The organism is Lysinibacillus capsici, from assembly GCF_020217405.1.
Lineage (GTDB): Bacteria > Bacillota > Bacilli > Bacillales_A > Planococcaceae > Lysinibacillus > Lysinibacillus capsici.
This window is the reverse complement of record NZ_CP084108.1, coordinates 2,217,686-2,229,983: the sequence shown is the minus strand read 5'-3', so window position 1 is coordinate 2,229,983 and position 12,298 is coordinate 2,217,686. Positions and strand designations below refer to the sequence as shown.

At 35.5% G+C, this 12,298-nt stretch carries 13 protein-coding genes; all 13 read right to left on the bottom strand.

The window, feature by feature from the left end:
- Positions 1-97: 97 nt before the first annotated feature.
- The 13 genes from LCP48_RS10875 to LCP48_RS10815 all read right to left on the bottom strand — a co-directional run bounded on the left by LCP48_RS10875 (position 98) and on the right by LCP48_RS10815 (position 12,271).
- The gene (locus LCP48_RS10875) at positions 98-331 is read right to left on the bottom strand and encodes a hypothetical protein (protein WP_225340959.1); all 234 of its coding nucleotides are present in this window, start codon (positions 329-331) and stop codon (positions 98-100) included.
- A 13-nt stretch (positions 332-344) separates the two neighbouring features.
- Positions 345-1,244 (bottom strand): zeta toxin family protein, encoded by a 900-nt coding sequence (locus tag LCP48_RS10870; RefSeq protein ID WP_202341713.1) that lies wholly within the window; start codon positions 1,242-1,244, stop codon positions 345-347.
- A complete protein-coding gene (locus tag LCP48_RS10865) occupies positions 1,241-1,516 on the bottom strand; it encodes a hypothetical protein (RefSeq protein ID WP_004230939.1) in 276 nt (91 codons plus the stop codon). The genes LCP48_RS10870 and LCP48_RS10865 overlap by 4 nt, the downstream gene beginning before the upstream one ends.
- Positions 1,517-1,887: 371 nt before the next feature.
- Positions 1,888-2,628 carry a hypothetical protein gene (locus LCP48_RS10860; RefSeq protein WP_225340958.1) on the bottom strand — a complete coding sequence of 247 codons (741 nt, stop codon included), beginning with the start codon at positions 2,626-2,628 and terminating at the stop codon, positions 1,888-1,890.
- Positions 2,625-3,761, bottom strand: a complete 1,137-nt coding sequence (locus tag LCP48_RS10855) for an ATPase, T2SS/T4P/T4SS family (RefSeq protein ID WP_225340957.1) — start codon at positions 3,759-3,761, stop codon at positions 2,625-2,627. The genes LCP48_RS10860 and LCP48_RS10855 overlap by 4 nt, the downstream gene beginning before the upstream one ends.
- A 3-nt stretch (positions 3,762-3,764) precedes the next feature.
- A complete protein-coding gene (locus LCP48_RS10850) occupies positions 3,765-4,004 on the bottom strand; it encodes a YdbC family protein (protein ID WP_004230933.1) in 240 nt (79 codons plus the stop codon).
- Between the two features lie 35 nt (positions 4,005-4,039).
- Positions 4,040-4,747 carry a hypothetical protein gene (locus tag LCP48_RS10845; RefSeq protein ID WP_004230931.1) on the bottom strand — a complete coding sequence of 236 codons (708 nt, stop codon included), beginning with the start codon at positions 4,745-4,747 and terminating at the stop codon, positions 4,040-4,042.
- Between the two features lies 1 nt (position 4,748).
- Complete coding sequence (locus LCP48_RS10840; protein WP_225340956.1) at positions 4,749-6,971, bottom strand: VirD4-like conjugal transfer protein, CD1115 family; 2,223 nt, start codon at positions 6,969-6,971, stop codon at positions 4,749-4,751.
- A gap of 200 nt (positions 6,972-7,171) precedes the next feature.
- On the bottom strand, positions 7,172-8,608 hold the full coding sequence (locus tag LCP48_RS10835) for a hypothetical protein (protein ID WP_225340955.1): 1,437 nt from the start codon (positions 8,606-8,608) through the stop codon (positions 7,172-7,174).
- Positions 8,609-8,699: 91 nt separating this feature from the next.
- Positions 8,700-9,899 carry a hypothetical protein gene (locus tag LCP48_RS10830; protein WP_225340954.1) on the bottom strand — a complete coding sequence of 400 codons (1,200 nt, stop codon included), beginning with the start codon at positions 9,897-9,899 and terminating at the stop codon, positions 8,700-8,702.
- Positions 9,900-9,958: 59 nt separating this feature from the next.
- A complete protein-coding gene (locus tag LCP48_RS10825; protein ID WP_004230920.1) occupies positions 9,959-10,384 on the bottom strand; it encodes a hypothetical protein in 426 nt (141 codons plus the stop codon).
- Positions 10,385-10,404: 20 nt separating this feature from the next.
- A complete protein-coding gene (locus LCP48_RS10820; protein ID WP_225340953.1) occupies positions 10,405-11,805 on the bottom strand; it encodes a toprim domain-containing protein in 1,401 nt (466 codons plus the stop codon).
- Positions 11,792-12,271, bottom strand: coding sequence for a hypothetical protein (locus LCP48_RS10815; RefSeq protein ID WP_225340952.1), 480 nt, complete (start codon positions 12,269-12,271; stop codon positions 11,792-11,794). The genes LCP48_RS10820 and LCP48_RS10815 overlap by 14 nt, the downstream gene beginning before the upstream one ends.
- Positions 12,272-12,298: the final 27 nt, after the last annotated feature.

Below are 12,298 nucleotides of genomic sequence, written 5' to 3'. Positions count from 1 at the left end.
CTGTTAAAATAATCAATTTATTTCCATGAAAAAAGACTCACCATTTTTGGCGAATCCTCTTTTTTTATGTGTACTTTTCTCATAGTTTTAGGCTACCTTAGACTTGTGGCTTCAGAGGTATTTTTGGCTTTTTCTTTAAATCTTTCTCCACTACGTCTTCGAACCACTGGTCAATCGTTTCTTTTTTCCAACCTTTCGTACTCCCTATTCGTACATCGTGTGGAGGAAATTGATTTCTGCCTATTAGAACAGCAATTTTCCGACGATCTCCCCATCCAACCTTCTCAGTCATCTTCCCTATATCGGTTTGACTTAAATATACTTTCTCCAATGCCATCGCTTCCTTAACGTTCAAAAACCTTATTTTTATTTACTTTATTAAATACTTTGTCTTGTTTCTTCTCATTGTCTTGGAAAGGAGAAATAGATTGTCGTATCAGTTCTTTTCGCCAATTTAACAAATCTGGCACTTGATGATTGTTGTGTTTAGTCAAATGGATAATATGATCAATTTTATTAATCAACACATCTTTGGGTATTTCTTGATTTAAAGCTTCATAAATAATCTGTTTTGGACTAATTGAAGGCGTATCAACACTAGAATATACTTTGGTTCCTTCTCTTGTGAAAAGACTAATTTCAGCGAAGTAACCACTATTAAAAAGCATATCGAGGTTATCAGGCAAATTTGAAACTATTGTGTCATGGATAACCTTATCAGTTGATCTTGCTGTTTGTGGATCGATTAAATACATTGATTCATATCTCTCTATTGTACCTAGATAAGACAAATCTTTTGATACTGCCATTGCATAAAGGTTGACTTCATAGCCTTTTTCTTTTAAAGATGTAGCAGTCTGCATAGGCGTTTCAATTGTTCGTAAAGTGCCTTCAATAGTTAAATTGAAACCCTGGCTACTAAAATGTTCAATCAAGGCTTCAGTCATTTTGTTAGAAAAGGGCGTTACATGTGCCACATAATCTTTACCGTATTTTTCAACCAGTAAATCAAAATTAGGATGCATTTGTTTAAAGGTATCATTATCGATGGTTATAACATCGTTGTTCAATTTATCCTTTATAATAGCATGTAATGTAGTTTTCCCTGCACCTGCTTGTCCCCCTAAAAGATAAGCAACTGGCTTTTGAAAAGGCTTCTTTTTTTTACTTAATCTATCTATGGTAAATTGCAAACGTTCCTGGAACTCATCTTCTGAAAAATAAGCGAGATCAAACTTATTCATGCTGATTTTTCCTTTGTGATTCCTTTAATGTAATCGTTCATATTCTCCCAATAAGACTTAACATTATCTAATTCGACATTTGACATTTTAAATAAGTCTACATTAAGCATTTCTGAGAACTGTTGTAACAGACTAACATAAAAGTTATTACTATCGTTTTTATCAACACCATTTTTCAAGATAAAATTTAGTAATCGTGCATAGACACCATTAGAAAATTCGTTTAATACTTCAATTTTAAAAGTTTGTTCGTAATTTAAAGATTTCTCCATCGTTTTACACCCCTTACCCTTTACTTGATAGTATTATTATAACCTAAAGTGTTGCTAATTACAACAAAATTAAGAACTTATAGAAACAATCAAAAATAACCTTCCTTTCTGTATTTACATTGCTCTACAAATTTAACAATCTGAAGACATTGGAAAATAACCAAACATAACAAAAACAAAAAACCAGTAATAGCTGTAGTCTTTGCTCCATGCAAATAATAACTCAAACTTAAATACAATAATCCTGCATGTCCAACGTTTATTATCAAATTAAAAATTACTAAAGAGGTTTTTTCCAAAACACTCATTTTGTCACCTCAATATCTCAATAGGATTCGCCATTTTTGGCGAATCCTTTAGTACTGAACAAATTAGTAGCGAATCGATATATCCATACTTCTTTTCTGTAAAAAGTATAGGTTCAAAAGGGCGAATACTTGTGTTATTAATAACACACCTATACCAGCAAAGCCAACGCTTAAAAAAGTGTCCCATAGTTCCCCTACAATAAAACGCAGCATTAATGAGATCCCCATTACCATGCCTAGCAACATGTACACAGCCATCGCGAAACCTCTACGTTTACGGTATAATTCATCACGTTTCTTTAGCTCAAATATCATGTTTTTATGTATTTGGCTAAATAAGTCACCTGGATTACCGCCATGCTCATATTGAATCTTTAAATTTTGATGAAACTGATCTAAGGTTGGAAAATCATACTTTTCAAACTGTTTTGTATTTAATTGAGCCTCTTTTTCTAACTGTTGAATACTGATTTCAATTGCTTTTTGTATGTCTGGATGGACAGTTGCTTTCGTTTCCTTGAATGCATGAAGAACATTTTCACCCGTTTGTAGAAAGAAAATCATGTTTGTGACATACTTCAATAACTCACTTAAATGCATTTGATACTTTTTTAATTGACGATTTTGTACCGTAAAGACAAAAAAGAAAAAGAGAGCACCTATGCAGCCAACAATAATACTAATGGTGCGCTCTTTTGAAATGAGATAGAAAAACTGATAGTTGGCCAAGAACCATATTAGTAAATAAAACGCGATTTCCCAGCCATAGAACAACACACGAGCTTCTTTTAATAATTGTTTCATGACTGTTTACTGCCTCCTTTTGGCAAAAATTCGTCTGGAACTAAATGAATTAATTCTTTATCTTCTAGTTCTGCCAATGTCTTTTCTGATAAAGGTTGATAGCGTTGTTCAATACGATATTTACCTGTCTCTTGGTCCCTTACTTTCACTTCTCTATACACATAATTCCCTACTGTTCCTTTCGAAGTAAACTCCGTATACTCGGCCAATTCTTTGATTCTTCGAACAGTTTTTCCTTCTTTGGTCCTTGTCCCTTGTAAATAGCAACCCCAACGCAAAAATTCTACGATTTCATTCCCAATTAACTGATCATCAATAATCGCATAAGCAGGGGATTGTCGAATCATCGGAATCAAACGAGATGGAATATTCATTGCACCTTTAGCGTGTAAAGTAGTGATAATGGCATGATCGGTTTTCGCACTATCAAGTACATCCGCAGATACCGCACCTCGGGTTTCAGCGATAATGGTCCAATCTGGATTATTTCGAAGTGCTGCTTTCACACCATCGCTCATTTCAAACACACCTGGTATCGTTTTCCAACTTGTAATATCCTTTTCAGGATATAATGTTTTTATATGACTATCCCTTGTATCTTCAATTAATACAATGTTTGCATCTTCAGCTGTATATCCAACTAACAATTTTTGAAATTCTGTTTTTCCTGAACCTGTTCGTCCACAAATAATAAGATTACTTTCTGCTAGCATTAATACTTTAAACAATCGCTCTAGAGGTTCATGATCTCCCGTCACTAAAGCAGCTATTGAACTAATCGCTAAATGAGGGCGAGAAACACGAATGGCAAGATTAACACCGTCAATACTAATACGTTGATGTGTACCACTGATTCGTAGAATACCGATTTCTGTATCCAATTGTGGCTCAGCGTGCGAAAAGTTTCCTTTTTGAATATCAGATATTTGTTTCACGAGCTTTTGGACTTCTTCTTTACTTGGCTGGTCTGGCGGAAAATATCGGCCTTTCTCATTATCTTGTATCCTCAATTGTGTACCATTAAATCTAATATCTGTGATAGTTAATTGTTTCAAATAAGGCCCTAAAAAACTTTGCTCCAATATTTCATTAATTCTTTCTTCTAGACGTTCCTGATCGCTCATTACGTTCATTTTTTATACCTCCATTTGTTCAATAGACAAACATTTTTGCAATCCTTCCAACAATAGTTGGGCTTCTTCCATCGTAAGTGATACGCCTTTTCCTGCTTTTTCTTTTTGAGGAGACCACCACCGTATATCAATAGTAGTTGGTTTATGATACCAACTTACTTTTGACAATTCCCTTGTCCATCCCGTATCAGCAGTTCGCAAAAGGGCAACATTTTCAATAATTTCAAACGTTTCCTTAGACATTCACCACCATCCTCCTTTGTCATAATGTTTAAAATCTATTTAGGCATGGTATTTAATGCATCTGTCACATTCGTCATGTAGTGCAAGAAAATGACACCAGCAAATCCACCCACTAAAAAAAGCGATATTAGAATTGGAAATAAACCAAATTTATCGCTCGCATTCATCTTATGTTGTATCAATTCATCAACCTTATTTTCCTGAAGGTTTTGGATATATCGCTCTAATTCCTGTATAGATTCCTTTTCTACACCTTGTTCACTAAATTGGTAAATCATATTCATAACCATGTAAGCCTCACTAGAACCTATATAATCCGCAAATTCTAAATAGGCATTTCGATCATTTCCATTCTCGATTTTCTGAATAAGTTTGATCAATTCTTTATCCAATGGATCAGGCGTATATTTCAACGCTACTTTCAATGTTTGATAGACATTTCCTGAACTCGGTAGTAATGCTATGAAGCTCTGCAAAAATTGCGGAAATAAAAAGGAATTTTTTACATCAATATTTTTCTTGGTTGCCAGCAATTTTATATAAGCAAATTTCCATCCTAGATAAAAGCCAGCTGGTAAACCAATTAACAATATTGGTTTTTTAATCACCATAATAATCATTGTATACAGCATGGTTACAACCACAGCGTATAAAATACGATGGATTAGAAATTTCTTTTTATCTTTTCCGAAAAACTCCAAATGAGCGTCAAGCAACCGTTCCTTTAACAACTCGTTAAACATCTTATTGACTCCCTTCCATAATCAATTTTTGAATAGTTGTTATCTTTTCATCTTGAGCTGAAGACATTTTATTTTGCATCGTTTTTTCACGTTGTTCTCGTAAAATACTTGTCCATTCCCTCAAAACTTTATCTGGTAAGTATTTTTTTAACTCCTTGAAAATTCTACGTTCAATAGGTATTGATTCAATCGTTGATCCATAAGTAAGATAACTAAAGAGCTGTAAAAATGACCAGGTAGGAATTTCATCTAAATAATCATCCGTTGATTGTAATAGCTGATACAAGGTACTTGTCAAATTAGAAAACTCTGCTGTACTCATTGCTGAAGACATACATACAAAAAGGTCTCTTTCACTTTTTGAAGTGAAGACCATTTCAGACATCTTTAAATTGTGATACTTAGTGGACATAATGGGTAGAGATAATATGGACTTACTATTATCAAAGTCCTCTGCTAGATACTCCCAACGGAACTTAGCAGCTGTAACGCCCGTATTAAAAATAGGCTTAGGCACAATTTTTCTACGCTCATTATCTTGACGCTTATTAGCACGAACGACTACAGATTCCCCTTCTTTTAACTGCATTAATTCATCTGGCATAAGTAAAGCACGTTCTTTCACGGATTCACTATGCGACTTATCTGTAGACAGTAATTTTCCACTACGACTCACATCTGTAATTGTTTTTGTACCAATGAGCGCGGAGAACTGTTCTGCTGTCGCTTTATCTTTCGTTAAAATATATATTTGGTTAGAGCAGTTACCAATGATTGTATCTGCGTCATCACCATACAGGGATTTCATTTGAGAATAAGCTTGTATAATTAAATGGAACCTAAACCCTCGGCCAGCCCCTACAGTAACCATACCGTCCATACCATCCACTACTGGCATATTCCCAAACTCATCAAGTAAAGCATGTACCTGGCGTTTCATTTTTCCGCTAGGACTCATCGTAGCCTTCTCAGCATTTACTCGGTATAATTGACTCACAAAAATACTGGCCAAAACGTGGTTCGATTTATCATAGTCAGGCGTTACCATAAAAATCGCAATTGGCTTGTCGCCAAATCCAACTTCTGTTAAATCTAAACTGTTGTAACTTGTAAGTTTTGCATTGGGTTCTAATGTGAAAATTTGCAATTTATCCATCGCTGATGAGAAAATTCCTGCACGTGTATTACCAGCAGCAAAGTTACTTGTTGCATACATCATACGAGCTGGATTAACCTCATCTCTGGCTTGGAAAAATAAATCTAATGCGTTTTCACCTGTTTCCGCGTTAGTATCACTTCCAAGTGTAGACAGGAAATTAGCCACCGAATATAAGTTAATCGTATCTTCTTTACCAGTCAGTAACGCATCCTCAGTCAAAGCTAAAATGATTGCTGTCACCAAAGATTGAGCTGAGTTGGACCAAAACTTATCTTTTGCTGATGGATCATTGTATAGCATAAACCCTACGCTATTCGCATACTGTTGCGCTAAACTCGTATTTCCTGATTTCCACGCATCGATAACTACTTGTAATGGATTAAATCCCATTCCCATGTATTGTTGTATTAAATTAAATACATGCACTTCGTAACCACGAGCAATTAGCGTGTCATAACTAGCAGCTGCAAGTTCCCCTTTTGGATCGTTGACAACTAAGGAGGGCTTATTTTTGGCTCGACTCAGTACATCTATCTGAGGAAATACAAAAGTTTCCCCTTTACCCGATCTCGTAATCCCAATAACCATCGTATGAATAGGTCCTTCATCGATTAATAGACGGTACGGACGCCCTTTTTCCTGTAAAGCTGAAATAATGACGCCACCATCACCGTCATATTCTTTTTCTGCAGCAGGTATAATTTTGTATTGCTTTTTTAATTCACGCACCTGTTCAAATTCACTAGTGCCGTGCTGCCCTTTATTCAAATCCACAAAATTCAAGCGAATTTTATAGATAAATTTCACAAATCCTATCGTGCTTAGAATTGCAAACCCTATATAAAACGGAATCCAAGTTGACTGAAAATCTAAAAAGCTTCGCCAATCAATCGAAAAAGATACACTCTTGGGATCTGCCTGGAATTGATGGAACGATGCCAGTATAGATTGAAGGAATGCAAGCACAAAATTCGAAACAAAAAACATGAGTGACCAAAAAACTATAGAGAAAACAAGAAGTCCTTTAGGTTGTGCTAAACGTTGTAAATATTTTGTTTCATTCATAGACCTTACTCCTTTCTTTCAAATTCCAACAAAAAACACGCTCTGGATGTAGTAGTTACATCTGAACGTGTTTGATTTCTTGTTGCTCTCTTTGAGGGGCAATATTCCCATAGTCCGTATTTATATAAGCTATAGCAGCTACAAATGTAAAAAACAAAAACCAAATTGTCTTTTTGAGAAATTTTTTCATATATCTCACCTTATTTGTATTGGAAATTCAATTCATACTGGTAATAATCCTCATAAGTACGCGTATCAGAGGCTGGTCTTACAACGGTTCCTCGGTACTTATAAATACGTGAATCCATTTCAGGTCTTGTAACTGTACCAGTGTAATTTTGGACGTACTCATAAATACGTGTATCTGTAGCTGGTTTTGTTACTGTCCCCTTATAAGCATATACGCGTGTATCAACTGCAGGCTTTGTGACCATTCCTTTATACTTATCTACCAAAATATATCCACTGTAAAAGCAAGTTGTAGTATCCCCATCAATCGTGCGATCTACTAAAGTTAAAGATTGTCCATTCATATAATAAAAATGAGAACAACCACCCGTCCCCAAGTTAGGATAAACCTCGCTTATTGTAGTGAATTCTTCAACTTGATAACGTTCTAAATATCCAAAGTAACCATCTTGATGATAATTGGCTGAATTTTGGTCTTGAACATACTTAGTATCGCTTGGAATATACGTTCCACTTACAAGATACTTTTCAAGCTTGCCTGTATAACCATTTTCATTGTATTCTTCAGCTGTAGCACCCTCTATCCATTTTGTATCTGAAGGTGTGTATTCACCACTAAAAATCGTTTTAACTGGATCTCCACTCTTCAACAAATTACCTCTATACCCGTCCGATCCATAGTCTATAGAACCTGGGAAAACGCTAGTAAATAAGGATGTTTTAGTTGTCGTGATCACCTTACTATCAGCTGGCATAAGTTTCCCACTATAAAGATAGCGTTCTAGGGTGCCAGTATAACCATTTTGGTTATACGCAGCTGTATCTTCACCTGTCACATATTTTTCGTCTGCCAGCGTATTTGTTCCACCTGTTTGTACTGTTTTTACTACTTTTCCACCTGATACTTTAACGGTCACTTTCTCCCCTTCAACACGTACAACTTCTACTTTCCCCATATCTGCAGATACACCCAGTAGATTTTTTAATCCTGGTACCGTAAATGTGTACTCTTTATCTGGCTGCAATGACTCAGGTGTTTTTGTAGAGTATGACTTTGCAATTTCAGTTGGCAGATTAGGTTCATTAGAATTACCACCATTTTTACCAGTGGGACGCTTCATAATCACGATTTTATCTTGACCATCTAGCGTTTTCTTACCACGCACATTTTGATAGTTGTATTCATACCCAATAACAATATCTTCTCCAAATTTAACAAGTCCTGGCTTAGAGAAAGTCACCGTTAAATCCTTTTTCTTTAATCTTTCAGCTACTTGTGAAACATGTTCAGATACACCGCCTTCTTCTTTGACAAGCTCTGTAACCTCTTCTGTCATCTTTAAAAAGGCATGTTGATGGAAAGCATCGATAGACATCATGAGAAGAAAAGGAAAAACCACAGCTGCAAACAACGCTGTGGCCAGAATAGCACCTTTTAGGTTAGACATATGAAATCTCTCACTCCCTTCTTGTGAAATGACTCACCATTCTGCTAAACCTTTCGGTTCAAGCACTTAAAGGTAGAAAGTTTTATCGTCCTCAATTACTCATATACTCAAATTGTAGTTGATATTGATAGTAGTTGGCGTAAGTACGTGTATCTGATTCTGGTCTTGTGACGTATCCTTCGTAATCCCAACTTGGATTACCTTTAGAATTGTCATAAACTATACCAGTAAATTTACGAATACCCTTAGTAGCTAAAATTTCAAGGGTATCTCCATTTTTAGGATTAGGGACAATGGAATTAAGATCAGGTTTATTTGGATATTCGACACCGTTTAATAATTCTAGTGATGATTCTCCAGATCTATAAACATACTTAGGTTCATCAAAGAAGGTATCCACATAATCAATTAAATCACCTACCCAAGTTACACCATTTGAATCTGTTTCTTTGTACTTGAAAACAGTGTTACTACACGCTGTTGTTCCGCTAGTACGAGTCCAATCCCCATCTTTATAAACATAAAATGAAAAGCTTCCAGCTACCAAATGTATACATAAATTATCACCTGTTACTTGTTTACTTGGTGCTGTTCCTGAATATCCAACGTATTGTAACTTACCTACATACCCATCTTGGTTATAATTCAAGTATTTCGCTACTCTAGGACTACTTCGTTTTTCTGTAACTCGAACAAATTTCGTATCAGCTGGAATAAATGCTCCACCTGTTTGAACTTTCTTTGAGATGGCTCCATTAGAAACTCTCGCTGTTACTTCTTCACCGTTAACACGCACAATTTCAACATTTCCAGTATTTGAAGTTACATTTAGTATATTTTTTAATCCTGGTATGTTAAACGTAAATTCACCATTGGCATTTAACGATTCAGGCGTTGTCACAGAATATGTTTGAGGTTCCTTTGGCGTGGTAGGATTACCGCCACCTGCGACTATACGTTTGTCTATTACCACTTTATTTTGTGTAGCTAACTTTTGTTTACCACGTACATTTTGATACTCATATTGATAATTAATAACAATTTCTTCTCCAAACTGAACTAAACTAGGTTTAGAAAAGGTCACTATGTAGCCTTTGCCCTTTAAATTATTCGCTACCTGTTGTACTTGTTCGGAAACGCCACCTTCTTGTTTAAGAAGCTCTGCTATTTTTTCTGTTGTACTGAGATAAGCACGTTGTTGCAAAGAGTCGATTCCAAAACTTAATAAGAAAGGAAACACTACACCAACCCATAGTGCCATCGCCAAAATTGCACCTTTTAGATTTGACATGCCTGTGCTTCACCACCCTCCCCTTAAAGTAAAAGGCACTCACCAAATTTGGTGAGTACCTACTCTAATTCATTCAGTGTTAAGTGTCGTTCAGCAGTACCCTTCACTTTACCCTTTTCATCAATATATCGAATACGGTATTGGATACCGCGAATATCTTTATCAATGGATGTTACTTTACCTCCTGCATCTACAAATGCATAATTTACTTGGAGCTTGTAGGTAAGATTTTTTTGAGTTGCTGCAATTTCAGTCAACAAATTTTCTACTAATTCCTTTTTGTCTATATACAAAGCGTCCTTCTCTGATCGTCCCTGCTCATTTAAGCCTGTTCGAATGGCTCCTACATGAGCAGTTTCCAAAACCACTTCAGTTTCGGCCATTGTACGTGTCGTTATATTCTGAACTGATGCCCCGTAGGCAATAAACCCTATAAAAGCTACGAACGCTAGTAGTGGTACAAACCATTTCAAAAAAGTCGTCATAATATCTCCTTCCTTGTGTCTTATCGTTCATATTGAAGTTTCCGCACTTGATTTTCTTTTTTGAAAAGTTGTTGATTAACACATTTCTCAAAAGACTTATGATCATCCAGAGAAAATTTTATTGGCGATAAGGCATCATCAGGATATTCAAAAACTTTGTACTCTAAATTCATTTTCTCAAAAAATCCAATCAACTCATGTGTTTTGTTCTGACCTTCAGCTGTATGTGGCATAGCTAAAATAAATGTTTTATGCTGTAAATCCCTGTTTAACATTAGTTTCTGGATAGGTTCTTTAAAATCAACATTGTCCTCTCCCTGTATAACTAATACGCCACATTCTGCATCAACACTTCGGAACGATAAAGCATCCATTCTCGAATTGCATATTACTACATGTTGCATGGACTTTTTAATATCAATATAATTTCTGCTGTTTGACTCAAATTTCTTATCAAAAAACTGAACATATCGCTGAAATTTTTCCTTTTCCTTTACTAAAAAGTCATTTCCATCTTTACACGTTTCAGGGTATATAAAAATTTGATAATCAGCATGTATTTCTTCCAGACAACTAGCGATTTCTTTGGAAGCTTTATAGCCAGCAACATCATCGTCCATAGCAATAAGAAATCGCTTATTTTGAAATTTTTCTGGATTTTCTTTTATATAGTTGCAGAGAGTTCGGTATTTCCGAGAACCTGTTAATGCCATAATTCCAAGCGTTTTATCGATTTCACGAAATGATAAACTGTCCAAAATAGCTTCACCAATAACAACGGTTTTTGCCTCTTCAGGAATATCAACAAAAAAATCCCTCGCTTCATTTGAGGGATTCACAACTAGTTGTATTTCTTTAGGCTCAATATTTGGATTAATGGATGAACGTAACAAAATTCGATCTATACGACCATCCTCACTAAATAACGGAAAGACAAGGTTTCTTTGACACATCCAATGATTATCCGCATAATTCTTCGGTAATAATCCATTCGCATATTCAAACATAAATTTCACGCCTTCTGGATTAGAAAAATCAGCAATGAACGGGGAAGTAGTTGCACGTGAAAGTCCTCGATAACCCTTGTCTAAGGTGTCACTTTCGATATTTTGTAGGACATGATTCATTAATTTTGTAAAGTCGGCCAGCTGCTTAGACTCCTTAACGCTAAGTCCCTTTCTTTTATCTTGATCAGTAGAGTAAGAGATTTCAGCCTCTTTTTCTTCGTAGGATAAAATAAAACGCTCACCACAACTATTTTCTCGATTGCATTGAATGAAATTCATATTGTTTTTATAGATAAACGCTTCCTGTTGCTGGCACTCTGGACACGTACAAATGAAATATCTGCCTCGATCCTTTGCATTTAATTCGGCCAACATCTCATTTATATCTTGATAAAGTAATTTATTGTGGCTCATCCTCCTTCACCTCATCTCTCTGTAATTGCTTTTCAATATCCAACTTAAATTGTTGTAAAATTGGACTTAAAACAAGAGATTCAATCATTTCATCATTAGCAAGCGAGAAGCCTTGCGATAAAATAGCATCATATTTTTCTTTTAAAGCCGTAACCAGTGTTAAATGAATTTCGTAAGCTTCAGCAAAACTATATTGTTCTACAAAAGTTGAAAAAAGGATCAGCTGAACAGCCTGATATAGTTTGAAATTGGGACATAAAGCCTCAATACGATGTTTTCCTACAGACTGAAAACTTGCACCAGCATATTGAGAAAATTGTTTGAAAGCTGTATCCTCTTGCAATATCAAATTTACCTTCTCCTCTAACAGTTTCTGCTGTTGAAGAAAGTCTGTTTGCTCACCTTGCAAAGTCTTTTGAGCATCGAGGACTAACTTTTCTAAAGCAGTTTTTATAGCTGCCATCATTTGCTCAAGTTCTGCATAAAAGCCTGT